This window comes from Maricaulis sp. W15 (assembly GCF_001924955.1).
Classification (GTDB): domain Bacteria; phylum Pseudomonadota; class Alphaproteobacteria; order Caulobacterales; family Maricaulaceae; genus Maricaulis; species Maricaulis maris.
The window spans coordinates 506,282-528,036 of sequence record NZ_LQXG01000001.1 but is presented as its reverse complement, the minus strand read 5'-3'; the positions used below and the strand labels follow the sequence as shown (position 1 = coordinate 528,036).

Sequence of the window (21,755 nt, the reverse complement as noted above, 5' to 3'; positions counted from 1 at the left end):
CCGAAGCACTGGGAAATGCGGCAAAGCGTGATTAAATATCGGCAAGATGACCACTGATTCCCTGACCAAGGCGCTGGACGCCGCAGAAGCCCATTGCGTGGAACGGGGGGAGAAACTCACCCCGGTGCGCAAGCGCGTGCTTGAACTCGTGCTCGAAGCCGACGGGCCGGTGAAAGCCTATGACTTGCTCGAAGCGCTCAAACCCGGCCCCGGCTCGGCCAAGCCGCCCACCGTTTATCGCGCCCTCGATTTCCTGATGACCGCCGGCCTGGTGCACAAGGTCGAGGCACTCAACGCCTTTGTTGGCTGCAGTCACACCCATGACCACGACGAGCATGGCGGCGGCGCCGAGCTGTTCATCTGCTCGGATTGCGGCGCGGTCGAGGAACGCCATGGCGCGCCCCTGCCCATGAATGCGCCGGCCGGCTTCACGATCCAGCGCTCGGTCGTCGAGCATTTCGGCCAGTGCGCCAATTGCCATCCGGGCTGATGGAGTGAGGCCATGATCGAGCTCTGGCGCGGCTGTGTGAATGCCTGGGAATGTGACGAGCTCGGCCATTACAATGTCCGCTTCTATCTCGCCCGGGCCAGCGAGGCCTTGGCCAACCTGGCCGAAGCCGCCGGTCTCAACCCGATCCAGCGCGCCGATGCGCTCGCCACCCTGATCCCGCAGACCCTGCACATCCGCTTCCTGGCCGAGGCCCGTCCCGGTGCACCGCTTTACATCGAGGGCGGCATTGTCGGCTTTGACACCGCGACCGCCGACATCGTGCTGGTCATGCGCCATTCCGGAACCGGCAAGCCGGCGGCCAGCTTCAGTATGCGCGTCGGCCATGCCGCCCCCGCCAGTGCCGAAGCTTTCCCCTGGCCGAAACGTTTCGCGACGACCGTCGAGGCCCTGACCGTCGACAAGCCGGACTTCGCGGCACCGCGCGGCCTGGCCACCGGGACGGGCGGCCGACGCGCCTCGATGAGCGCCGCCGACGCGCTCGACCTGCCGGTGATCGGGCGCGGCCGTTTCGGCCCGCACGAGATGGATGCTTTCGGCTGGATGCGGGCGGAGTTCCTGCTCGGCCGCGTGTCCGACAGCGTCACCAATTTCGCCGCCGCCTTCCCCGAAGAATGGGACATGCATGCCGGCGAACCGTCCGCCCGCATCGGCTCGGCACTGCTGGAATGCTGCATCCATGTCCACCGCTGGCCGCGCGCCGGCGAGGGGTTCGCCATCCGCTCCGGTCTCAAATCCGCCGGCCCCAAGGTCCGCAATATCGTTCATTGGGTGCTCGAGCCGGCCAGCGGCAAACCCTGGTGGACCATGGAAGGCGTCGCCGCGCCGATGGACCTTGACCAGCGCAAGCTGGCGGCGATCGATCCGGAGACGCAGGCAAAACTGGACGCGGCAGCGGTGCCGGGGATTGAGGCTTAGGATGCGGGCATGCGCCCTGGCCTGCCTGCTCATTGCCCTGGCGCCAGGACTCGCGACCAGTCAGCTCAACGCCTATCCAAGGCCGGAGGACCCGGTCCGGCAGGGCGCTGATCCCGACCTGCCCTTTGTCGTCCGTTTGGGGTCGCTTGGATGTGATGGACTGTGCCCGGTCTACGACATCATGGTACGCATCGACGGCGCCTACTGGATCAGCGACACATTCCCCGGTGCTTATCTGGATTATCCGCGGGATGTGCACAGACCGGCGCCCCATCCGACACGACGGACATCGCCGACCGCACGCGATCGCGGGACAATGATGGCCGGACTCGCCAATCAACTGACCTTCGATCGAGTCAGTGCCGCGATGCGTCCCTTCGAGGAAGGCCGGTGTACCGAATTGCTGGGCGCGCATAACCACGCCTTCGTGCGGATCGAATACCCGGACGGCACCCGGTTCAGCTTTTATCATTCGCCGGGGTGGGATGAGTGTTCCGACCTGGATTCCATCACAACCGCGATCCAATCGGCATTCCAAGCGATCCAATCGGCATTCCAAACGCTCATTGGCTCGCGCACAGCGGGCGCCAGGCCCACATCTGTGCGTTACTATTCATCAGGCTGTTACGGGCCCTGCCCGCAGTTCGATTTCGAATTGCGGGACAGTGGCGAGTTCTGGCTGGCACCCCGCTTTCCCCGACCGCGATTTGGCGGACCATCCGGCCGAATTGGGTCTGAGGTATTTGCCGGTGTCGCAACTCACGTCGAGCGCCGGCGCGTAGAATCAGCAATCCTCGCAGGATCCGGCCAGCCATGCGTTGAGACAACCGGCGACGGGATGCGGGTCGGTGTGATGATCACCTATTCCGATTCAACATCGCTTTCCTTCGATGTCTCACCTCAATGGCGCAACTGCCCAGCTTTGCAAGACGTTGCCGAAGACGTCGACAACGCGATGACCCCACTGATGCGCGCCATATCGCGAGAAATCGCCGACTGAGCCTTTCAGCACCCAATGCCCAGATTTGAGACTTGAAAAGATCCTCGCCCGGACGAGGCGTGGGGATGCCGGAATGTTGGCGCGTCTGACCGACCCGCCACGCCGCACGCGAAAATTTAAGTGTTTCCCGTCAGGCTTGGCCGTCCAACAGATCAGACCCGGGGGACGGACCATGATGAAAACGGTAATTGGTACAATCGCGGCCATCATGATGGCCGGCGCTCCGGCGCTGGCGATCCAGGATGATGTCACAACCCCGACTGGGCGGACTTATTCGGTGGCCGGCGGAGGGCTCGCTGGCAGCGCCACCATCCGCTTTTCCGACGAAGGCGAATTCCGTCCCGATGGCGCGGGTGGCCGGGATGCCTCCGGCAGCGGCTATTACAGCCTCGATGAGACCTTCTGCACGGCCCATGTCGAGATGAGCTGGCGGATCCATGTCAACAGTGACGGCACGGCGATGACCACGCTGGAAACCTCCGAAAATGCCTGCGCGCGCGCGCAGGGCATGGAGGAAGTCCTGCGATTTGGATACGGGGCGTGTGAGCATGGCTGGGACGATTTGCAGCCGGGGGAAACCGGTTCGGTCTGCTGGGCCGGTGTTGAGGTGACACGGGAGAATTAGGCCCCGGACCGGCTGCCGCACCCGCCGCTGCTTATCGCCGCTTCCGGCCCTTCCACACTGTCGCTAGTGTGCCGGTGCAGGCGGATGGAGAGCGCGGCGCCATGATCATCCAGGCGACATCGGGTCGGGCGGAGTTTCCGCGCCGTGGCGAGCGGGCCCTGTGGCTGGCCGGCCTGCTTGTCTACATCATCGGCCAGGTCCTGCTGCGGCAGGGCCAGGACTTTGTCGAGGCGCAGCGGCCGATCGATTTTGCCCATTGGGCCCTGCTGGTGGGCGGGGTGATGCTTCTGCCCTTTGCCGGTCGCCTTCCCTGGCGGAATATCCACTGGCTGACCATCCCGCTGCTCTATGCCGGCATCACCGCGCTGATCGGCATGTGCGTTCTGGATTTCGTGTTCTGGGCCCTGCCCAATGGCGAGATGGAGAATACGGTCGCACGCCAGCTGATCGCCACGCCGGCCGTCTGGTCGCCCTTTATCACCTTCGGCCCCAATTATGTCTTCGTCACAGCCGTCGTGCTGCCCTGCCTGTCCTACCTGTCGGTGTCACGCATCGGCGCGGCGGTGGTTGTGACCGGCTCGCTGGTCATGTTGTTCGGCACGCAATGGTACAATGTTGCCGGCTGGGTGATGATCCTGATCGGTTATGCCCTGTGTTTCGACGGGCTGCGAAGCCGGCGCTTGCCCGGCTAGGCCGGTTCGGCACTGGCAGGCCCGGGATCAGGCCGGTCACGGTCCCGCTGGTCGGCCCTGAACGGTCAGACGAAGATGCGGGCCCTTCAGTCGGAGTCCCGCCATGTCTGCCATCCTTGCCGCCCTCATCCTTGTCGCCCAACCGGCCGGTGACGCCACGCTGCATGACACCATCTCGGCCCTCGATGCTGCCATGTTCGAGGCCTTCAACAGCTGTGACGGCGAAGAATTCGGTACCTTTATCGCCGAGGACATCGAATTCTATCACGACCTGGACGGCCTCAATCAGGACCGCGACAGCCTGATCCAGGCCGTGAACACCTCGATCTGCGGCAATTTCCGGCGCCAGCTGACGCCCGGTTCGATCGAAGTCTGGCCGCTGCCCGGCTATGGCGCCATCGAGAGCGGTTGGCATGCCTTCATCAATTATGGCGCCGACGAGCCGCACGGCCAGGGCCGCTTCCTGCACATCTGGCGGCAGGACGAGGATGGCTGGAAGATCACCCGCATCGTCAGCTATGACCACGGCCCGTTTGATGGCGCGGGGCGCTAGCCGGCGCGGCCCCGCCTCGATCTTCTGGACAGACGCCTGGGGTGAACGCCCGGCCTGCCGCAGCGGGCCGGACTATCCGGTTGGCGCGAATATCGAGTCCGTTGGCGGCGACTGCGAAGCGACGGGCCTGTGCCGGCTCGGCCCGGACGGTGGCCAGCTCGACTGGGAGATAACGCGCATCGAATAGGGGCTCGGATGAGGTCAGGGCCAATCGCCTGACCGTGTGAGCGGTGACAGCGGGGGCGGCCTGTTGCGACGCCCGTCCACCGCGCCCTTGCAGGCGCGGTGCGGCGTGTCGCTATTTGCGGCGGCGGTCGAGCACGCCATTCACGCTGCCCGGGGCGACAGCGGGGGCCGGGGCCTTCTTTTCGGCCTTGGGTTTCTTGGTTTCCTTGTTGGAACGTTTCTGGCCTTTGGCCATGGTGTGCTCCATCGCACGGGGGCCGCATCCGGCGGATGCGCGCGCCCTATCCTACGCTGCACCGCGACAGCAGGATACGGGATTGGCAGCACCCCATCCGACGAGCCGTGCGGGAAGCGCAACCCACGAAATCTTAAGCTTGATTGGCTAGAACCGCGCCGTTCACAGGCCGATCTGCGGTCGCTGCCAGCAGAAGACTTTCGATGCGCAACCCGATCCCCGCCATTCTTGCCAGTATTTTTGTTGTCGCAACGACGGCGACCGGCCCGGCGTTTGCCGACCTGCCGCAAGCTTATCAGGCCCTGCTCAACGAAGCCGCGGACCGGCAGGACGATGATGCCCGCTTCCTCGAGACGGCCGACATGGTCGCCGTCCTCGTCGAGGGCGGCCGGGGCGAGGTGCATGCCTATATCAATACGCATTTGCCGCAGCGGTCCGGCGCCGTGGCCGATTGGCCTCTGCCCGCGCCGGCACCGGATACCGCGCCGGCGGCCACACCGGAGCACACGCCCGCACCGACCCCGGCCGAGCACCCGGAACACCGCAGCCTTGGCGGCGCACCGATTGACCTCACAGAAGCGCCCGACGGGTCCGGCAGCTGGCTGGCCGGTTCGATCCGCGCACTGGCCGATGACAGCTGGGCCGGGCATATCCGCGCCGGCGTCCAGCTCGAGCGTGGCAATTCCGAGTTGACCGATTTCACCTTCGCCTTCGAGCTCGACCGGGAGCTGGAGCACGGCTGGCGCATCGACAGCCAGTTCGAATATTTCCTGTCCGAAAGCGCGACCCGCACGACACGCGACAACTGGCTGGTTGAGTTGCGCACCACGCGCGAGCTCGACAGCGGCATCGGCTATTACGCCGGCGGCTCTTATGAGCGTGACCTGATCGGGATCTACGCACGCTCAGCCTTCCTCACCGCAGGCGGAATCTGGCATGCGGTGGAAAATCCCAAGGCCGATTGGGTGCTTCGGGCCGGTGTCGGCCAGCGCTTGCGGGAGGACGGCCTGACCGGCGACACCCTGACGGACTGGGTTGCCGAGGCGGGGTCGAGTTTCCACTACCAGATTTCCGACACCGCCAGCTTCGGATCGGAAACCACAGGCTTTGCCGGTGGCGGTTCACGGATTGACCAGCGCTTCACGCTCACCAACCGCCTGTTCGGGGACTGGGCCGTACAGACCGGTCTGCGCATCGAGCACGAATTCGAGGACCGGCCCGGTTTCGACCCGACCGATATCCGCCTCGACGTGTCGCTGCTGTACGCCTTCGACTGACCGCAATTTTTTTCCGCCACGACGGAACCAGTTTCACAATCGCGCGTTATCCCCGCAAGACAGACCAGTGGGGAGACGTCATGCGGTCGCGTATCAAACTGTATTTTTACCTCGCTGCCTTCTTGAGCGGTTCCCTGGTTTTGTTGTTCGGCGGGCCTTCGGCCACGCTGTAACCGGATCGGGAGGCGGGTGTCCCGGTGCCCCCCAACGTCCCCAAGCGCCACTTGGTTCGTCCGCCTCCCGATACCCCACACAACCCGCCGCCCCCCGGGCCCTGCGCGCGACCATTGCACGCTTTGTTAAGGCGTGATCGGTCAAGCTTGACGCCTGATACCGCAGGGAGGTGTCGTCATGGGCAAGATCATTGCGTCCAGCTATCGCCGGGTTTCGGATCATTTCGAGCCCGACCTGGTCGAGGACCCGGCCGAACAGCGCAAGCGGCGCGGCCATCTCGAGCAGATTGATTACACGGTGTTCGCGGCCAATCAGGCGGTGATCGCCAAGACCATCCATCATGTCGGCATCGAGGATTTCCAGAATCTCGCCCTGTCGGCCTCCAAAGCCCGCTCGGCCTGGGTGGATGCGGCGATGTCGGCCGCCCGTTCGCGCTCGCCGCTCTCGGCCGAGGAAGTCTCCCGCCTGCAATTGCTTCGCACCGCCTATGAGGAACTCTCCGAGGCGTATGAAGCCATGCGGCGCATGGTCGAACGCGGCTATCTGCAATTCCACAAGGGTGCAGAAAAACCCGGTCCGGGTTAGAGCGGCGGATACCAGGCGAGGAGTTCAGCGCGGTCGCCGGCGGACAAGCCGGTGGGGGTCGGAATTTTCTTGTCTTTCCAGTCCGCCGGCGCGGCAATCAACCCAGGCGCCACGCCATAGTGCATGATCGACTCCGGGTCCCAGGGATGGGGACTCTTGCGGGCCATGTCGTGGCGGTGGATCACATTGCGCCGGGTGTAATCGGCGGACCATCCGGACATCGACTTGTAGTGCGCAATCACCGCGTCCTCGCGCCAACGCAGCGGCGTGTCCGGTGTCTGGTGTTCATGGCGAAAGCCGAACATGTGCCCGACCTCGTGCAGTGCGGCGAGCAGGCCGTCGGTGCTGACGAGATGGGAGTCGAAATTCATGGTCGGCTCCTTGCTGTTGGTGATGTCCAGCGCCTCGGCGCCCAGCATCGACCATCGCCCGCGTGCATGATTGAACATGACCCGGATTTCGGCCTTGTCCGGGTCGGCCTCTTCGATCAGCTGCAGTCCGCAGCCGCCGCTCGTCCACAGGCCGAGGACCTCATCAAATATGGTCCGGTCACGGGCATTCGCTGCGCGCGATGATGGCCGTTTGTAGAGATGGTAGCGCAAGGTCGATCCGTTCGCCCACTTGACGCTGTGGGCGCCGTCCAGTCCACAAGCCCGGGCCTTCGTCATGGTGCGACCATCCCCGCACGCTCAGCCCGAGGCCAGGGCCTGGCACTGGCCGAGGCGGGCCAGTGCTGCCGGATAGCGCGTCTGGTCGAGGAAGGTCCGCGTTTCGGAGATCATGCCGGAAATCTCCCGCTGGATGATGGCGGCCGTCCGGTTTGACGGGGCAGCCACAGCGTTCGGCGGTGGCGCCGCGCCACTGCTCGACCCGCCGCCACTGCCTGTCGGATTGGCCAGCGCCTGCGCCGCTTCGACAAGGGAGGCGATGTTGGGCGCTTGGTTGCGCAAGCGGACGAGCGTCGCATCGTCCGCATCGCGCCAGCTGCGGCCGAGCGCGCCCGGGAACCGGTTCAGCGCCGCGCGACTGGCCCGCAGATCGGTGATGACGGTACTGGCGGTCGCCATGGCCTGCCGAAGCGCCGATTTGGCCTCGTCGGAATCGGGAGCGGCCGCTTGATTTTCGAGCCGACCATGCCCTTGCCCGACCAAGCCTGAGAGATCGTTGATATAGGCTTCCAGCTCAGTATCATGGTCGAGCCGCAGTCCGCGATAGACCTGCTGGCCCGGGGCCGCGTAACAGCCCATGGCACTCGCGCCGTCGGCATAGGCGTCCATCAATTCGGACTGGTTGAGACCATTGCGCAGGACGGTCAGGCCGCCCAGCGACAGGGCTGCTGCACTGACATTGTCGTCATGCGCATCAAAGGCTGCGAAGCCAGCGCCGAGCAAGGCTGAGCCGATACTGCCGAAATTGATCGCGCGTTGTTCACCGGCGATGGCCAAATAGCGCTGATTGTAGAGCGTTTGCCGGGCCAGGACTTCGCTGAGCTGGCAGTCAAGATCGTCGGCGAGAGCCGCTTCCGGGTCAGAAAAATCTCGGGCGCGGACGGAAAAGGCATAGCCGGCTGACGGGTTCGCCGCATCGATCGGCCCCGATACGGCCAAGCAATAGCTGGCACCATTCAAGGGCGCCGGCGGCGGTGGCGGGGTGAGCGTGTTGCAGCCGGCCAAGCCGCTCAGGGCAAGCGCCGCCATGCTGGCAATGATCCGAGAAACCTGCATGCTTCCCCCCTTCAGTTCGGCAATCATAGTTCACAATCGGGCAATTGGCAATGTCAGGTCGATTTTCGGACGTTCGCAGTCGGAGCGTGCGTGCCTTGTCGTGACGTGCCGATTGAACCATTTCCCGGCGCGTGCACACCTTGTTTCCGAAGCGCTGCATTCGTTGCGGTGCGGTGGGAGACGGCATGCAACGAGATCGCAAACGCGTCCTGTCGGAATTCCTTATCGTGTCGGCCCATGCCGGCGACCGGCGCGCGCTCGACCGGCTCTGCCAACTCTGGCACGGCGATCTTTTGCGCCATGCCGCACGTCTGATCGGCGAGGCCGAGGCGGCGCGTGACATCATGCAGGAGGCCTGGTGCGATATTCTGCGCGGACTGCGCCGATTGCGTGAGCCGGCGGCCTTCCCGGCCTGGGCCTACCGCATCGTCGCCCGCAAGTGCGCCGCGGAAATCCGCGGCCGGCAAACGGACCGACGTACGTCCGACGGGCTGCGGGCGGAACTCGCCGGCGCCGCAGTTGACGGGATTGCCGACGCCGAACGCCAGGCCGACCAGGGCGCCATCCGCCTCGCCATGGCGGACTTGCCCGCCGAGCAGCATCTGGCCCTGGCGCTCTATCATCAGGACGGACTCTCCGTCGCCGAGATCGCCGTCATTACGGATACCGCGGCGGGCACGGTCAAAACCCGCCTCATGCATGCCCGGCGCAAACTCGCCGCGGCCCTCAATCCTGAGCCCACCGCATCCTGATCATGAAAAGGAGATCGCGATGACCAACCGGACTGAAGACCTCGACCGTCTCATCCTGGAATCCCTCGACGCCGACGATCGCGCCATTCTCGGCGAACTCAGCGAGGAACCCGGCTATTTCGCCCAAGCCTTCGGCCTGTTCCACGGCAAGCTCGCCTGGGTGATGTGGATTGCCTATATCGTCAACATTATCGGCGCCGGCTTGGCCATCTTCGCCGCCTGGAAGATGTTCCAGACCACCGACCCGGTGATGACCATCCGTTGGGGTGTGGGCGTGGTCGTGGCCGTCAATGTCGGCCTGTTCATGAAAGGCGGGCTGGGCCTGCAGATGCAGAACAACCGCATCCTGCGCGAGCTCAAACGCGTCGAACTCCAGCTCGCGCGTGGCCAGGCGCGGGCAAGCGTGTAGGGTCAGCTGATACGCGTTTCGGGGTGTAGGGTGTTGATGGTGTTCTGGAAGATCCTGATGGGACTGGCTGGGGTCGTCGCCATGGCGATGCCGGCGTCCGCGCAGACGGTGCGCGAGGCGGTGGATGCGTTGAGGGAACAAGCCGCAGACGAGCGCACGGCGTTTGAATACGAACTTGTCGGAGAGGCAATCGAGACTGTTCCTGGCGATCTGGGGGCACTGGAAGACCCACCGGGCCGGGACGCCTTGATCGCACTCATTGATCGTGAATGGGATGAGCGGATTTCATTGCTTGAAAGCGATGGCCCCGGGCCCGCGCTCGAGCTAATTGTGGGCGTCCTGCCGCCCCTTGTACCGGTGATCGAGCCGGACAGGCAGCAGGTCTGGGTCGATCGGTATATTGCGCTCGCGGAGCCGGTTGCGACGCGTGACTATATGGATTGGCATGACGTTCCGCCGTTTTCCCGGCAGCTTCGGGCTGCGGGCGCAGAGGCGGCGGCCGATCAGGTCGCCGCGGCTCATGTCGCCTGGCTCGAATTGGTGATCGAGTCGACAGAACCAGATACGCGCGGCGAAGCGATTGCGGTTGCGTATGAGGAAGCCCTCAATCTCGAGCATGATGCGGCGATCGGGCGGTTTCGTGCCCTGCTCATCACTGAAGCCGTGACCACCGGGGTGTGGAAGTCTGATGAGCCTGCCCTTTCCTGGGATGGGGGTTGGGATTTCGAAGCGCGCACTCTGGCGCGTGACCTGTTGGATAGCTTGCCGGACCGACTGCTGAGCCATGCTTTTGACGCCTGGGGGGACAATCCCCGGGATATAATCGAAACACGACTTTCGGTGCTGACTGGCGAGCGGTCAGCGTCCATGGTCATCGAGGCATATCTTTCGGGGCATTGGGACCTACGCGACGACCATTTCCGGGAAGCGCGCGACATGCTTTCGGCTTTTGTCCGTGATCGCGCTGCGTCGGGCGAGATTGAGGCCGCAACGGAGCTTCTCATTTCCTATCAGAACGTGCCCTTGGCCGAGGCGTCGCCGCGCCTGGCCGAGTTGTGGTTCGCACTTGAGGATTGTCCACGCGCGAAGGCCGCCGCACGCCTGACCATGCATAGGATCGATGAGCCTGCCATGGAAGGCGTCCGTCTCGATAGCGGTGATGAAGGCGTCAGATCCGCTCACGAGGATTCCGTGATCACTCACGCGGATGTGTCACGCAGCCAGGCAATGCGGCGCCCTGGCGGCATACGGGCGCGCATCGCCACCGTGCTCCTGGAATGCGGTGCGGCGCGCGAGGCCCTGGATGTGCAGGCCGGTCAGTCGATGAGAATGCTCCCTGTCAGCCTTGCGCAGATCGAAATCGATCTTCTGGCGTTGTGGCAGACGCTGCAGGCACCGGCGTCGCGTGCCGACATGGAGGCCGCCATCTGGAACCGCTGGCCGATGCCGACTTACGAGTTCGAACGCTCCCTGATTCCGCTGATCGCGCTCATGCCGCACCGACGGGCAACGGATCATCGCCGTCTGGACGAGCTGATCTTGATGACATTGATGGTCCGCGGAATGCCGGAAAGGGCTCGGGATATCTGGGCGCCAATCTATCGGGCCGTGGTGTGGCGCGATGCCCAGGCAGAGTTGACGCTGGACCGGCTCGTCATCCTGGCGCACCTCGCCGCCACAATGCCCGACTGACCCGCTCAACCATTCACGAATGACACCCATGCACATCACAGGCATGTGAGGGGGTTACATTTCGTAAGTCGGGTCCCCAAATAGGTCTCGGACGAGGCGCCGGGGACGTGCAAATGTCGCATGTCGACTGGCACCTCGATGGGATAGGATACGTGTCATGGCCAATGCAGTTTCAATGACGCTCTCGCCCGAACAAGGGCTGTCGAGCTACCTCTCTGAGATCCGTCGTTTTCCGATGCTGGAGAAGGACGAGGAATTCATGCTGGGCAAGCGCTGGCGTGAGCATGAGGACAGCGGCGCCGCTGAAAAGCTGGTCACCTCGCATTTGCGCCTCGTCGCCAAGATTGCCATGGGCTATCGCGGCTATGGCCTGCCGATCGCGGAAGTGATTTCCGAGGGCAATGTCGGCCTGATGCAGGCGGTCAAGAAATTCGACCCGGACAAGGGTTTCCGCCTCGCCACCTATGCCATGTGGTGGATCCGCGCCTCGATCCAGGAATATATCCTGCGCTCCTGGTCGCTGGTGAAAATGGGCACGACGGCGGCCCAGAAGAAGCTCTTCTTCAATCTGCGTCGCATGAAAAGCCAGATGCAGGCCCTGGACGAGGGTGATCTGAAGCCCGACCAGGTCGAAGCGATCGCCACCAAGCTCGGTGTCACCAATGATGAGGTGATGTCGATGAATGGTCGCCTGTCCGGTCCCGACGCCTCGCTCAACGCGCCGCTGCGCGGCACCGAAGGTGAAGGTCAATGGCAGGACTGGCTGTCGGACGACAATGCCGAGAGCCAGGAAGACGAGCTGGCCGAAAGCGACGAGTTCGACACCCGCATGCAGCTCCTGCAATCGGCCATGGGCGAGCTCAATGAGCGCGAACAGCACATCCTGCAGGAACGTCGCCTGTCGGATGAGCCCAAGACGCTTGAGGATCTGGCCGAGCATTATGGTGTCAGCCGTGAGCGTATCCGCCAGATCGAGGTGCGCGCTTTCGAAAAGCTGCAAAAGGCCATGAAGTCCATGGCAGCTGACCAAGGCCTTCTCAACTAGCGTCAAGATTACGGAAACCTGCATGGGGCATGACTGGACTTGCGCGCGTGTCGTCGCCACGATGGTGCGCAAGTTGAGGACTGCCCATGCGTTGTTTGATTGCCCTGCTGATCGCGGCGGCGAGCGGCCTGCTCCCGGTCGCCCACGCCGATCTGTCTGATGATTACCGGACGCTGATCCGGGCCGCCGACCGGCAGCAGAATGACGGGGATTTCCGCAAGACGGTCGAGCTGATCGCCGATGTCGCCGAGGGCGGGGAAGCCGAGGTGCTGGCCGCTATTGCCGATATTGCACCCCGTCGCCAAGCCCTGCTGGCCGATTGGCGTGAGCCGGTGGCGGATGCGACGACCACGCAAGCCAGCGCCGCCATGACTGCCCCCCTGTCAGATGATGCCATCATCAGGCTCGATCCCACCCCGGCTGAACCGGGACCGGAAGGCTGGTCTCCTGTCGGGAAACTGGCCGAAGCGATGGCCTGGATCGAGCCTGAGGAATGGTCCGGCCGGGCGCGTTTCGGCGTCACCATCGACAGCGGCAATACCGAACAGACTGACTATAATTTCGCCGTCGAACTGGATCGCGAGCTGGAGGGCGGCTGGGGCCTCGACAGCAAGTTCGCCTATCATTTCACCCGGAACGGTGAGGCCGTGACCCGCGACAACTGGCTGGTTGAAATGCGTGGCGAGCGCAATGTCATCGACGCCTGGGGCTATTATGTCGGCGGCACCTACGAACAGGACCGCCTGTCCGGCTACCAACACGTCGCCTTTGCCACCGCCGGCGCGCTGCACCAGCCCTTTGATGGCGACGGGCTGGCTTGGGACCTGCGGGCCGGACCCGGCATGCGCTATCGCCAACCTGATGACGGGGATGCCGAGACCGACTGGATCTTCGAGATGGGCTCAATCCTCAATTTTGCCCTCAGCGAGACGACGGACTTCGCATCTGAAACCACCATGCTCGCCGGCCCGGCCTCACGCGCCGACCAGCGCTTCGCGCTGACCACGGCCATCGCCGGGGATTGGGGCATGGAGCTGGCCTACCGCATCAAACACGAATTCGAACCGCAGCCCGGCAGCGAGGCAACCGACAGCCACCTCAACGTCTCCATCGTCCGCGATTTCTGAGCCGGACCAGGCAGGCTACCAACCCAGACGAACACCCGCCTGCGCGCCAACCTCGCCAGTCCTGCCGCCGAAACCAACGCCGAAATTGGCCAACACGCTCTCGTCGATCCGCGCCGCCCGACCGCAGGGCCGTCATGTCACTGTCAGTATTGGCGATCACGGTTGCGCTCCAACTGATCCGGGCGCGCATTGACGGCAATGTTGGTCGCGAAAAGCGTCTAGGCTTCGGGGTTGGCGCGCGCCAGCCCCAGCGCAATCCCGGCCTGTCCGAGATAATAGGTGATCCAGACCACCGGTCCGGCCCAGTCGAGTTCGCCGGCAAACAGGCGCACGGCGAGGACGCTGTCGGAGACCACGAAGAGGAGTGCGCCGATCATCGCCAGCATTGGGGAGCGGCCGAGCACGGCGAGCACGGCCATTACCAGGATGATACCGTTATAGACCGAGGCGAAGACGCGCATCTCGCCGAAATGCGGTTGCAGCCAGTTCAGCATGACGAGGCCGAAGACGGCGATGACCAAGGCCGCGACCCGGCTCATGCCGCCGCGCGGTCCGGCCTTGATACGCCATTGGGCGAACAGCCAGATATAGACCAGATGACCGAGGCCAAAGGCGGCGATACCGAGTGGCAGCACGCTTTCGTCGAGTGCGAGGAAAACATCACCCGCCGCGCCGAGGGCCAGGCCGACGGCGAGAACGAGATGGCGTTGGCGCAGGGCATACACCGCCAGCAACACAATTCCGGCGGCCTTGATCACGACATTGACCGGGAAAGGTGCCGCAAGGCCGAACCCGTCCAACAGATAGGCCAGGCCGAAAATAGCCGAGGCGATCAGGATCAGGCGCGAGATGCGCTCGTCCGGCCATGCGTCCTTGAACAATGTCATCGGCTCTCCCCTCATGCCACCCGGCCACGCTAGACTGCCCGCATGGACGCGCAAAGGGGCGAGGGCAGAGCGGCGATGCGGACGGGGATTGCAAGTCTTCTGGTCGTGACGCTGGCGCTGGCGGCAACAGTGTCGCGGGTCGGTGCCCAGACGCCGACACCGGATAGCTCGCCGCTCGTCATGGCCATCGAGACCATGCTGGTCGAGCGGCCGCATGCCGGTGACGAGGCCTGGCGCGCGCTGGCCCAACCGCGCCTGCCGCGCCGCACGCCGGACCCGGACGATCCCGAGCGGACCCTGGTGACCTTCGCCTGGCGTGGCACGGCGGAGACGCGCAGCGTGCGGCTGGACAGTGTCGTCAACGCCGCCCATGCCCGCCAGCCGGTGACCGACTACATCGCCGACTTCACCCTGCCGCTGCGCCGTGTCGAGGGCGCCGATATCTGGACGCTGACCCTGTCGCTCCCGCGCGATGTCGAGGCGGTCTATTCCTTCCTGGTCGAGGAGGATAGCGGCCTGCGGCGCTGGTCCGACCCGGCCAATCCGGCCCGCCTCGGCGGGGCGGACGGGGAAAGCTTGCTGCGTCTCGACCGCGCCGCGCCGGCCGATATCCACCGCCCGCTCGCCTTTGATGAAGTGATTGAGGCGCATCAGCTGGACATCGACAGTGCGGCGCTCGGGCGCCGGGTCCGGACCCAGGTCCATCGCATGCCCGGCGTCGCCGATGATGCGCCGCTGCTGATCCTCTATGACGCCTTCCTCTGGGGGCAGCGCGCGCCGGCCAGCGACCTGCTGGTCCGCCTTGCAGAACGCGGCGCCATCCCGCCGACGCATCTGGTGCTGATCGACCAGCTCGACGCCGCCAGCGCCGGTCACGCCTATGCCGACCAGGCCGTCTTCATCGCCGATGAACTCCTGCCGGTGCTCGCCCGCGAGGTCGGCCTGGCACCGCGCCGCGAGACGACGCTGCTGGCCGGCGCCTCGCGCCGCGGATTGTCAGCCAGCCTGACCGCGCTGGCCCGGCCCGACCGGATCGGCGGGGTGATTTCGCTATCGGGCTCATTCTATTGGGCGCCGGATGGGGAAGCCCCGCAATGGGCGGCAAGGCAGCTCGGCGATGCGCCGGTCGATGCCCCGCGCTTCCACCTCGCAGCCGGGCGCCTCGAGACCGTCGCGACCTCGACCAATCAGGGCCATGTCATGCTGGACACCAATACCGCCATGACCGATGCACTCATCGCCCACGGCTATCCGGCCGAACTGGCGGTTTATCCCGGCGGCCACGACATCGCCGGCTGGCGCAATGCGCTCGCGGAGGGGCTGGTGGCGCTGTTGGGAGAGGAGTAGGCACGACGTGAAGCCTGCCCGCGCGCTGCAGGCGCTTGGCTTTTTACGAAACCGACGCGCGCTTCCCCGTCCCAATCCTGCGCCCAACCCACCTATTTCGGCGGTTTCACCCCGCTCGTCGGGCGCGAGGCGGTGGCTGTGCTGCGACGGCCTGACGCAAACTCCTCCAGATAGGGGATCCAGCGGTCCGAGCGGGCAGCGATATAGATCATCGGGCCGTTCGGGTTGGAGCGGAAATTACTGTCCGTCGCGACCACGAAATACGCGTCACCCTCGCGCACCATGAAGGGTGAACCGCTATCGCCGCGCGTGGTGTCGCAATCATGCGCCATGGTGTTGTCGTTGAAGATTTCGACCATGTGGCAGCCGATATTTCCGGACAGATGAGCGCCGGTATCCCAGCTATAGCCGCCCTGGTAGAGCTCGGCGCGCAGCGCATCGCGGCGACTGCCGCTGTCGACCAGGGCGCGCACGCCGACATGGCCAAGCTCGGCTCCGAGCGGGCGGTCAATGCGCAGGAGGGCCCAGTCGGTCCCGTCAATCTCGTCGCCGGAGGAAAAGCGCTGCGAATTCCAGTCCGGATCGATCATGTGATCGATCACCCGCGCCGACAGCGCCCCACCGGGACGGCCATAGGCGGTGTGGAAGGTGCCGCGTGAATTGGGACGGCCATTATCGTCGATGCAATGCGAGGCGGTGATCAATATGTCGTCACCGATCAGGGTCGCGGTGCAGGCGCCGCCCGTGTCGAAATCGACCTGGCCGACCACCGACCACGGGAAGGTGGCAGTGTCGTGGAAGACCCGGTCGTCGCGGCCGAAATAATGGTCATTGATGGTCAGCGGGCGTTCACGGCCGAAACAATCGGCGCGGTCAGTGCGCTCGGCACAGGCGCCATCGCCGATACCCGGTTCGTTGCAGACGCCGTCAAAGGCGGTCTCGCAACTGTCATTGCGGAAGCGCAGATGGATGATGTCGCCGCAATCGGCGAGATCGGTGGCCTGGGTGCAGGCGCCGGTGCCGAAACCCGGCTCGTCGCACTCGCCATCATTGGCCCAGCGGCAGGTATTGTCCTCGACACCTTCGACCAGGCGCCAGCAGTCGGAATAGTCGGTGCCGACCTGGCAGGCGCCGGTGCCGATGCCGGGATCATCGCACTCGCCATCATTGGCCCATTGGCAGCTGTCATTGCCGGTATAGCGGGTCGAGGCCGGAGAGGTGCCGCCGCCGGGCTTGGGCGGTTTGACGTCGATCTGGCGCAGCCAGCGGCCGATCTCGCGGCTGGAGAGACGGTCGGCTTCAAGCTGCGTATCCGGCCCGCCTGCGAGCTCGGGAGCATCGCCCTGTGCCGGGGCGGGCGTCGACAGTGCCAATGCCAGTATCGATGCCATTACCCATGCCGGTGCAAGTGCCGACGCGCGGACCGATGCGAGGTTCCCGATGATGTGGCGCATGATGATTTCCCCTCCCCGTTGGCCCGGCTGCCTGGCCATCAGACCTCAGCAAAGCCGAGATTGCCCCCTGAATCCAGCGCCATGCATTTAATGTTCATCGCGATGACTGGAAGCTGAACGACCGCTTCAAGCGCCAGTCAGGCGCATTCTGGCTCACTGCTCCCATCATATCCCGGCTGTCCCCCGCCGGATCCATGAAGGAGACCCCAATGAAGACCGCAAAAACCCGTATCGGCATTGCCCTTCTCGCCCTGTTCGGATCGGTCGCTGCGACCGGTGCGGCCAGTGCCGGAACCTGGCATCTCAATGCCGCCGCCTGCCCCGATCTGCGCGAAGACCGGATCGATGCCCGCCGCACCGACAGCCGTTTCGACCGCCGCGAGGACATTCGCGACCGCAGCGTCATCGAATGTCCGCCCCGGGCCTGGTCCTACCAGCCGGACCGGTATGAGCGCGACCGTCGCTATATCGGCATTGCCGCCCAGCCGGCCAGCCCGGGCGTGGTCTATGTCGCCCGCAATGGCGCCTATTATGTGCGCGGTTATCGCGGCGAGACGCGCTGGATCGATGTCGCCATCCATTATCCGCGCGAATACCGCGGACGCCGTTTCGGGCCGGACCGTTTCGACCATCCGCGCGACCGACGTGACCCCCGGCGCGGCCGCGCTCTGCGTCACTGACCCAGCCGCCGCCGTCGCGGTCGCTCAGACCGTGATCCGGCCTTCAAGATAGCGCGGCGCGTGGCCATACAAGGTCACGCGCTCGCCTTTGGGCGCGACGTCCAGCGCCCCCGGACGCGGACCGATCTGACGCGCCGACAGGCGCAGCTTGTCGAGCCGCTCGCCCCAATAAGGCGCCAGCGTGCAATGTGCCGACCCGGTCACCGGGTCCTCGTCAACGCCGGAGGCCGGGGCGAAGAAGCGGGACACGAAATCGCACTGCTCGCCTGGCGCGGTCAGGATGATATTGGTGTCCAGCGAACGCAACTTGCCATGGTCCGGCTCGGCCAGGCGTACCGCCGCCTCATCCGCCATCACCCACATCTGGTAGCGCGCACCGTGGATGCGGGTGACGTTGAACACCGCTTCCGGTGACGTATCCAGACCGAGCGCCGCCTCCAACGCGGCAGCGCGGCCGGTCGTTTCAAAGCCGATTGCCGGCAGGTCCATGGCAAAGCCGTCACCCTTATTGTCGCGGCTCACGGCCAGCCGGCCCGAACGGGTGTCAAAACTGGCGCTCCGACCCGACACCATCCCCTGTTCCAGCACCACGGCGCCGGCCGCGAAGGTCGCATGGCCGCACAGATCGACCTCGATGGCCGGCGTGAACCAGCGCAGATGCCAGCAATCTGTCCCGCGCGGGACCAGGAAGGCGGTTTCGGAGAGATTGTTGGAATTGGCGATGCCCAATAACTCGCTGTCGGACAGGAAATCATCCATCAGCACCACACCGGCCGGATTGCCGCTGTGGGGCCGGCCCGGCACAGCGAAACTGTGGAGCTCGTAATAGGGAAAGCTGCGCGTCATGACCGGCCGTGATCCTTACCAGGTGTCGCTGGCATGCGGGCGGAAACGCAGGGCGAGATCGGGATCATCGGCATCCAGCGCAGCCACGGTGTCAGCGGTGAAAGGATCACCGCCGGCGCGCGCATTGAGGGCACCGATCACCATGGCGCGGGCCTCCTGACGCAATTGCGCGATGTCACGCGGCAGATTGCGGCGCCAGTTCTCGACCTCGCGGTCAAGGGTGCGGAAATTGTCGGGACGGTCCGCCTCGTCCAGCTGCCGCCAGCGACCGATATCGCGATAGGCGGCGGACAGGCGCGTGCCCTCCTCCTCCTCGAAAATATCGATCTCGATCATCATCGCCTGGTAGATCAGTGAATTCTCGACCAGCCCGCCGGTCGCCGGACGGGCATCGGCCCAGCGCACAAACCAGGCGCGCGCCTCCTCGATCGGCGTCGAATAGGCCGACCCCCAGAAATTGCGTTCGGCCCGGTTGAGCAGGGTCTCGTCACCCGGATCAATCACCAGCACGGTCGGCGTGGCATAGATCGCGGCGACCCCGAAACGGCGCATGATGTCGTGGTTCTGGTCGCGCCAGCCGACATCGATGAAACGGGTGACATAGTGCGCCTCCAGCGTGGCGGCGAGCTCGGCATCCTCGAAATGATGCGCCAGGCCGCGGCTGTCATGGCACCAATTGGCGCCCATCACGAGCAGGAGCCGCTTGTCCTCGGCCAACGCTTCGGCAAGCGCCGCATCAACGACGTCCATCGCCGCGAAATTCTCGTCGAAGGGACGGGGGTGGTCGTCATCCGCCAGTCCGGCGGGTGTGATGATCAGCAGCAGGCAGCCAAGGATTACGGCGAGACGCATGTCGGATGTCCTCGATTTGTGTGGTCGCCAGTCAAGCATGATCAGGCGCCATCGAACAGGCGGACACGCTGCGTCCGCCTGTTCTTCGCGCGATTGTGACCCTAGCCCGCCGCCAGCGCTGCCAGCCGGGCATAGAGGCCGTCATCATTGGCCGCCAGCTCGTCATGCGTGCCCTGTTCGACGATCCGGCCCTGTTCAAAGACCAGGATGCGGTCGGCATTGCGGATGGTCGACAGGCGGTGGGCGATGAGAATGGTGGTGCGGCCATCCATCACCGCTTCCATCGCCGCCTGCACATCGCGCTCGGTCTCATTGTCGAGGCTGGAGGTGGCCTCGTCGAGGATGAGAATGGGCGCATCGGTGAGGATGGCCCGCGCGATGGCGACCCGCTGACGCTCGCCGCCCGACAGTTTCACCCCGCGCTCGCCGACCAGCGTGTCATAACCCATCGGCAGGCGCTGGATGAAGGCATCGGCATGGGCCGCCTTGGCGGCCGCCACGATATCCTCCGGCGTCGCATCCGGGGCGCCATAGGCGATATTGGCCGCGATCGAGCGGTGAAACAGGGCCGGGTCCTGCGGCACCAGCGCCACATTGCGGCGCAGGCTGTCCTGGGTCACGCCGCGCACGTCCTGACCGTCAATCCGCACCGCACCCTCAGTCACGTCATAAAGACGCTGCACCAGCTTGACGAAGGTCGACTTGCCCGAGCCGGTCGGCCCGACCAGCGCCACCGTCTCGCCCGGATCGATCTCCAGCGAGAAGTCGGTATAGAGCGGCCGCGTCTGGCCGGCATAGGTGAAGCCGACTTCCTCGAACCGGATGGCCCCGCGACGGCGCTTGAACTCGGTTGCATCGGCCCGGTCGCCGACATCGCTCTCCTGCAGGTCAAAGATCGCCAGGTCCTGGATCTCGTCCATGCCGCGCTGGACCTGCTGCACCTGTTCACCGAAGCGGCGCATATAGCCGGACACGATCATGTAGGCGGTCAGCGCCGCCACCACATCACCGGCCGAGGCCACACCGCGCGACCATTGCCAGACCAAAAGGCCCACCAGGGCGGCCTGCATGGTCAGGTCGGTGACGATATTGACCAGCCAGGAATTGACGAAGCGCAGCCAGGTCTTCTTGGTCTCGGCCCGCCAACGCCAGGTGAGATCGTGGAAGCGGGCATCCTCGCGCGCCTCGGCGCCAAAGCTCTTCACCGTCGCGACGCCGCCAATGGCATCGGCCAGCGCCCCGCCGATCTCGCTGTCGAGCGCGTTGGAGCGGATGTTCTGCGGCCGGATGTAATAGCGGCTGAGCAGCAGGGACGAGGTCACGAAACAGGCCATCACCGCGAACACCACGCCGCCAACCAGCGGCCAGCGCAGCGCCATCATGCCGGCAATGCCCAGCATCACCCCGATCGAGGGCGCAATCCCCATGAAGATGTTCACGGTGATATTATCATAGGCCCACATGCCACGCGTGATCTTGCGCACCACCGAGCCGGCGAAAGTATTGGCGTGCCAGTCCAGCGAAAAGCGTTGCACCCGGGCAAAGGCATGGGTGGTCAGGTCGGCCATGTTGGCCGAGGAAAACGGCACTTCACAGCGCGAGGCCGACTGGCGCAGCGCATAATACAGCAATGCCGCACCGAGATAGGTGGCAAAGGCCGGCCAGGGCCTGCCGTTGTCGGGGCCGGCCGCGAGGGCATCGATCAGCCGTCCGGCAGCGAGCGGAATCAGCAATTCGGCAATGGTCGCCAGCACCATGAACAGGATCATCCCGGTCAGAAGGACCGGGCGTCGGCGCCATTGACGCGTCAGATAGGCCAGCACTTCCATATTGGAGAGATTGCGGGCGCGGGGCGTTTCGTCTTGGTTTTGAAAGTCGGACATCTCAGCAGCGGACCCGGGGGCAGCGGTGCTGCAGGGTCCGTCCTCATGGTCATCATCATCTGGACAGTCAGGCGGTGACGCAGCGGAATCCCGAGGGCGGCGACCGGGTTGCGGTCGAAGCGGTCTCAGGGTCAGGACGCGCGCCGGCGACCTGTTTTGCCTAGATGAAAGTTCGCATGGATCTGCTCTCTTGTGCCGATTGATCCGGGACGCGCTGGGTAGCCCGGCCCGGCGGCAAGGGCAAGGTGAAGACGCGCCTGTTTCGCGTTTGAGGCGAGATGTGTGGCAAGCGGGGCACAGGCAG

At 64.8% G+C, this 21,755-nt stretch carries 24 protein-coding genes; 16 read left to right on the top strand and 8 right to left on the bottom strand.

Annotation, left to right across the window (positions count from 1 at the left end; all coding sequences use genetic code 11):
- The first annotated feature begins 46 nt into the window (after nt 1–46).
- From AWH62_RS02490 to AWH62_RS02460, 7 genes are all read left to right on the top strand, one after another.
- Entirely contained in the window at nt 47–490 is a 444-nt protein-coding gene (locus tag AWH62_RS02490) for a transcriptional repressor (protein WP_075188858.1), read from the top strand.
- 12 nt (nt 491–502) lie between these two features.
- Nucleotides 503–1,426: a thioesterase family protein gene (locus AWH62_RS02485; RefSeq protein ID WP_075188857.1), complete on the top strand. Its 924-nt coding sequence runs from the start codon at nt 503–505 to the stop codon at nt 1,424–1,426.
- A gap of 1 nt (nt 1,427) precedes the next feature.
- The gene (locus AWH62_RS02480; RefSeq protein ID WP_075188856.1) at nt 1,428–2,426 is read left to right on the top strand and encodes a hypothetical protein; all 999 of its coding nucleotides are present in this window, start codon (nt 1,428–1,430) and stop codon (nt 2,424–2,426) included.
- A 172-nt stretch (nt 2,427–2,598) separates the two neighbouring features.
- Nucleotides 2,599–3,051 carry a hypothetical protein gene (locus tag AWH62_RS02475; RefSeq protein ID WP_075188855.1) on the top strand — a complete coding sequence of 151 codons (453 nt, stop codon included), beginning with the start codon at nt 2,599–2,601 and terminating at the stop codon, nt 3,049–3,051.
- Nucleotides 3,052–3,152: 101 nt separating this feature from the next.
- Entirely contained in the window at nt 3,153–3,743 is a 591-nt protein-coding gene (locus AWH62_RS02470; protein WP_143742881.1) for a hypothetical protein, read from the top strand.
- Nucleotides 3,744–3,846: 103 nt separating this feature from the next.
- Nucleotides 3,847–4,296 (top strand): nuclear transport factor 2 family protein, encoded by a 450-nt coding sequence (locus AWH62_RS02465; protein ID WP_075188853.1) that lies wholly within the window; start codon nt 3,847–3,849, stop codon nt 4,294–4,296.
- Nucleotides 4,280–4,483, top strand: coding sequence for a hypothetical protein (locus AWH62_RS02460; RefSeq protein WP_075188852.1), 204 nt, complete (start codon nt 4,280–4,282; stop codon nt 4,481–4,483). The genes AWH62_RS02465 and AWH62_RS02460 overlap by 17 nt, the downstream gene beginning before the upstream one ends.
- Nucleotides 4,484–4,594: 111 nt before the next feature.
- Here AWH62_RS02460 and AWH62_RS17200 read toward each other — a convergent pair whose 3' ends face one another.
- Nucleotides 4,595–4,717, bottom strand: coding sequence for a hypothetical protein (locus tag AWH62_RS17200; protein WP_255371583.1), 123 nt, complete (start codon nt 4,715–4,717; stop codon nt 4,595–4,597).
- Nucleotides 4,718–4,920: 203 nt separating this feature from the next.
- On the opposite strand from AWH62_RS17200, the gene AWH62_RS02455 reads away from it, so the two are divergent.
- On the top strand, nt 4,921–5,994 hold the full coding sequence (locus AWH62_RS02455) for a DUF481 domain-containing protein (RefSeq protein ID WP_075188851.1): 1,074 nt from the start codon (nt 4,921–4,923) through the stop codon (nt 5,992–5,994).
- A 351-nt stretch (nt 5,995–6,345) separates the two neighbouring features.
- Complete coding sequence (locus AWH62_RS02450; protein WP_075188850.1) at nt 6,346–6,753, top strand: hypothetical protein; 408 nt, start codon at nt 6,346–6,348, stop codon at nt 6,751–6,753.
- Here the strand turns inward: AWH62_RS02450 and AWH62_RS02445 are convergent.
- On the bottom strand, nt 6,750–7,421 hold the full coding sequence (locus AWH62_RS02445; RefSeq protein ID WP_075188849.1) for a M12 family metallopeptidase: 672 nt from the start codon (nt 7,419–7,421) through the stop codon (nt 6,750–6,752). The two genes, AWH62_RS02450 and AWH62_RS02445, sit on opposite strands and share 4 nt — an antisense overlap.
- Before the next feature lie 21 nt (nt 7,422–7,442).
- Nucleotides 7,443–8,477 (bottom strand): hypothetical protein, encoded by a 1,035-nt coding sequence (locus AWH62_RS02440; protein WP_143742879.1) that lies wholly within the window; start codon nt 8,475–8,477, stop codon nt 7,443–7,445.
- A gap of 185 nt (nt 8,478–8,662) precedes the next feature.
- Here AWH62_RS02440 and AWH62_RS02435 point away from each other — a divergent pair, with 185 nt between their 5' ends.
- The 5 genes from AWH62_RS02435 to AWH62_RS02415 all read left to right on the top strand — a co-directional run bounded on the left by AWH62_RS02435 (nt 8,663) and on the right by AWH62_RS02415 (nt 13,502).
- Nucleotides 8,663–9,229: an RNA polymerase sigma factor gene (locus tag AWH62_RS02435; protein WP_075188847.1), complete on the top strand. Its 567-nt coding sequence runs from the start codon at nt 8,663–8,665 to the stop codon at nt 9,227–9,229.
- 19 nt (nt 9,230–9,248) lie between these two features.
- Nucleotides 9,249–9,638, top strand: a complete 390-nt coding sequence (locus tag AWH62_RS02430; RefSeq protein ID WP_075188846.1) for a DUF6768 family protein — start codon at nt 9,249–9,251, stop codon at nt 9,636–9,638.
- Between the two features lie 57 nt (nt 9,639–9,695).
- Nucleotides 9,696–11,330 (top strand): hypothetical protein, encoded by a 1,635-nt coding sequence (locus AWH62_RS02425; RefSeq protein WP_158025541.1) that lies wholly within the window; start codon nt 9,696–9,698, stop codon nt 11,328–11,330.
- 157 nt (nt 11,331–11,487) lie between these two features.
- Nucleotides 11,488–12,375: an RNA polymerase sigma factor RpoH gene (rpoH, locus tag AWH62_RS02420; protein ID WP_075188844.1), complete on the top strand. Its 888-nt coding sequence runs from the start codon at nt 11,488–11,490 to the stop codon at nt 12,373–12,375.
- Between the two features lie 86 nt (nt 12,376–12,461).
- Complete coding sequence (locus tag AWH62_RS02415) at nt 12,462–13,502, top strand: DUF481 domain-containing protein (RefSeq protein WP_075188843.1); 1,041 nt, start codon at nt 12,462–12,464, stop codon at nt 13,500–13,502.
- Nucleotides 13,503–13,720: 218 nt separating this feature from the next.
- Here AWH62_RS02415 and AWH62_RS16950 read toward each other — a convergent pair whose 3' ends face one another.
- A complete protein-coding gene (locus tag AWH62_RS16950) occupies nt 13,721–14,389 on the bottom strand; it encodes a lysoplasmalogenase (RefSeq protein WP_158025540.1) in 669 nt (222 codons plus the stop codon).
- 75 nt (nt 14,390–14,464) lie between these two features.
- Between AWH62_RS16950 and AWH62_RS02405 the strand changes: the two genes are divergently transcribed.
- Nucleotides 14,465–15,736: an alpha/beta hydrolase-fold protein gene (locus AWH62_RS02405; protein ID WP_075188842.1), complete on the top strand. Its 1,272-nt coding sequence runs from the start codon at nt 14,465–14,467 to the stop codon at nt 15,734–15,736.
- A 92-nt stretch (nt 15,737–15,828) separates the two neighbouring features.
- Here the strand turns inward: AWH62_RS02405 and AWH62_RS02400 are convergent, their stop codons facing one another.
- Nucleotides 15,829–17,190, bottom strand: a complete 1,362-nt coding sequence (locus AWH62_RS02400; RefSeq protein ID WP_075188841.1) for a serine protease — start codon at nt 17,188–17,190, stop codon at nt 15,829–15,831.
- A gap of 209 nt (nt 17,191–17,399) precedes the next feature.
- Here AWH62_RS02400 and AWH62_RS02395 point away from each other — a divergent pair, with 209 nt between their 5' ends.
- The gene (locus tag AWH62_RS02395) at nt 17,400–17,870 is read left to right on the top strand and encodes a hypothetical protein (protein ID WP_143742877.1); all 471 of its coding nucleotides are present in this window, start codon (nt 17,400–17,402) and stop codon (nt 17,868–17,870) included.
- A 24-nt stretch (nt 17,871–17,894) separates the two neighbouring features.
- Here AWH62_RS02395 and AWH62_RS02390 read toward each other — a convergent pair whose 3' ends face one another.
- From AWH62_RS02390 to AWH62_RS02380, 3 genes are all read right to left on the bottom strand, one after another.
- Entirely contained in the window at nt 17,895–18,716 is an 822-nt protein-coding gene (locus tag AWH62_RS02390; protein ID WP_075188839.1) for a PhzF family phenazine biosynthesis protein, read from the bottom strand.
- A gap of 15 nt (nt 18,717–18,731) precedes the next feature.
- On the bottom strand, nt 18,732–19,568 hold the full coding sequence (locus AWH62_RS02385; RefSeq protein WP_075188838.1) for a thioredoxin family protein: 837 nt from the start codon (nt 19,566–19,568) through the stop codon (nt 18,732–18,734).
- Between the two features lie 101 nt (nt 19,569–19,669).
- On the bottom strand, nt 19,670–21,451 hold the full coding sequence (locus AWH62_RS02380; RefSeq protein WP_075188837.1) for an ABC transporter ATP-binding protein: 1,782 nt from the start codon (nt 21,449–21,451) through the stop codon (nt 19,670–19,672).
- Nucleotides 21,452–21,755: the final 304 nt, after the last annotated feature.

What these genes read in the sequence shown, in the direction of transcription:
- AWH62_RS02465 (WP_075188853.1), top strand. Translation starts at nt 3,847, where the DNA reads ATGTCTGCCATCCTTGCCGCCCTCATCCTTGTCGCCCAACCGGCCGGT.
- AWH62_RS02395 (WP_143742877.1), top strand. Translation starts at nt 17,400, where the DNA reads ATGAAGACCGCAAAAACCCGTATCGGCATTGCCCTTCTCGCCCTGTTC.
- AWH62_RS02430 (WP_075188846.1), top strand. Translation starts at nt 9,249, where the DNA reads ATGACCAACCGGACTGAAGACCTCGACCGTCTCATCCTGGAATCCCTC.
- rpoH (WP_075188844.1), top strand. Translation starts at nt 11,488, where the DNA reads ATGGCCAATGCAGTTTCAATGACGCTCTCGCCCGAACAAGGGCTGTCG.
- AWH62_RS02415 (WP_075188843.1), top strand. Translation starts at nt 12,462, where the DNA reads ATGCGTTGTTTGATTGCCCTGCTGATCGCGGCGGCGAGCGGCCTGCTC.
- AWH62_RS02460 (WP_075188852.1), top strand. Translation starts at nt 4,280, where the DNA reads ATGGCGCGGGGCGCTAGCCGGCGCGGCCCCGCCTCGATCTTCTGGACA.
- AWH62_RS02435 (WP_075188847.1), top strand. Translation starts at nt 8,663, where the DNA reads ATGCAACGAGATCGCAAACGCGTCCTGTCGGAATTCCTTATCGTGTCG.
- AWH62_RS02455 (WP_075188851.1), top strand. Translation starts at nt 4,921, where the DNA reads ATGCGCAACCCGATCCCCGCCATTCTTGCCAGTATTTTTGTTGTCGCA.
- AWH62_RS17200 (WP_255371583.1), bottom strand. Translation starts at nt 4,717, where the DNA reads ATGGCCAAAGGCCAGAAACGTTCCAACAAGGAAACCAAGAAACCCAAG.
- AWH62_RS16950 (WP_158025540.1), bottom strand. Translation starts at nt 14,389, where the DNA reads ATGACATTGTTCAAGGACGCATGGCCGGACGAGCGCATCTCGCGCCTG.
- AWH62_RS02380 (WP_075188837.1), bottom strand. Translation starts at nt 21,451, where the DNA reads ATGTCCGACTTTCAAAACCAAGACGAAACGCCCCGCGCCCGCAATCTC.
- AWH62_RS02440 (WP_143742879.1), bottom strand. Translation starts at nt 8,477, where the DNA reads ATGCAGGTTTCTCGGATCATTGCCAGCATGGCGGCGCTTGCCCTGAGC.
- AWH62_RS02445 (WP_075188849.1), bottom strand. Translation starts at nt 7,421, where the DNA reads ATGACGAAGGCCCGGGCTTGTGGACTGGACGGCGCCCACAGCGTCAAG.
- AWH62_RS02490 (WP_075188858.1), top strand. Translation starts at nt 47, where the DNA reads ATGACCACTGATTCCCTGACCAAGGCGCTGGACGCCGCAGAAGCCCAT.
- AWH62_RS02485 (WP_075188857.1), top strand. Translation starts at nt 503, where the DNA reads ATGATCGAGCTCTGGCGCGGCTGTGTGAATGCCTGGGAATGTGACGAG.
- AWH62_RS02405 (WP_075188842.1), top strand. Translation starts at nt 14,465, where the DNA reads ATGCGGACGGGGATTGCAAGTCTTCTGGTCGTGACGCTGGCGCTGGCG.
- AWH62_RS02480 (WP_075188856.1), top strand. Translation starts at nt 1,428, where the DNA reads ATGCGGGCATGCGCCCTGGCCTGCCTGCTCATTGCCCTGGCGCCAGGA.
- AWH62_RS02385 (WP_075188838.1), bottom strand. Translation starts at nt 19,568, where the DNA reads ATGCGTCTCGCCGTAATCCTTGGCTGCCTGCTGCTGATCATCACACCC.
- AWH62_RS02390 (WP_075188839.1), bottom strand. Translation starts at nt 18,716, where the DNA reads ATGACGCGCAGCTTTCCCTATTACGAGCTCCACAGTTTCGCTGTGCCG.
- AWH62_RS02470 (WP_143742881.1), top strand. Translation starts at nt 3,153, where the DNA reads ATGATCATCCAGGCGACATCGGGTCGGGCGGAGTTTCCGCGCCGTGGC.
- AWH62_RS02400 (WP_075188841.1), bottom strand. Translation starts at nt 17,190, where the DNA reads ATGCGCCACATCATCGGGAACCTCGCATCGGTCCGCGCGTCGGCACTT.
- AWH62_RS02475 (WP_075188855.1), top strand. Translation starts at nt 2,599, where the DNA reads ATGATGAAAACGGTAATTGGTACAATCGCGGCCATCATGATGGCCGGC.
- AWH62_RS02425 (WP_158025541.1), top strand. Translation starts at nt 9,696, where the DNA reads ATGGGACTGGCTGGGGTCGTCGCCATGGCGATGCCGGCGTCCGCGCAG.
- AWH62_RS02450 (WP_075188850.1), top strand. Translation starts at nt 6,346, where the DNA reads ATGGGCAAGATCATTGCGTCCAGCTATCGCCGGGTTTCGGATCATTTC.